Raw genomic sequence first — 374 nt, 5'->3', positions numbered from 1 at the left:
TGCCCGAGTCCGAGCGGTTCTGCGCGCATGATGGCCATGCTCTCGTCGAGATCGGCGTGGAAACGAGCGAACAGCTCGACGTGATTCCCGAGCAAGTGCGCGTCGTTCAGCACCAGCGGGTCAAGTACGCGTGCCCATGCTGCGATCTCGGTATCAAGGTCACGCCCGCACCGGCGCGTATCATCCCTCGCGGGCTGCTGACGGAATCCGCGCTGGCGTGGATCATCACCGGTAAGTACCAGTACGGCATGCCGCTGTATCGTCAGGCCACGCTGCTGCGTCGCTTCGGCGGAGATATCTCGTCGAATACGCTGGCTGCCAGCGTGGTGCGGGTGGGACTGGCCACGCAGCCGGTAATCAACCTGATGCGCGAC

Annotated in this window: 1 protein-coding gene; it reads left to right on the top strand. The window is 63.9% G+C overall.

Features of this window, described 5'->3' with window-relative positions; all coding sequences use genetic code 11:
* Positions 1–374, top strand: a 374-nt coding sequence (locus tag C5F75_RS36070) for an IS66 family transposase zinc-finger binding domain-containing protein (protein ID WP_146075252.1), incomplete at both ends; no start/stop codon positions are given.

Source organism: Burkholderia anthinoferrum (assembly GCF_002925705.1).
GTDB lineage: Bacteria > Pseudomonadota > Gammaproteobacteria > Burkholderiales > Burkholderiaceae > Burkholderia > Burkholderia semiarida.
Note: the sequence above shows the minus strand (reverse complement) of the source record. Positions and strands in the feature narration are given on the sequence as shown.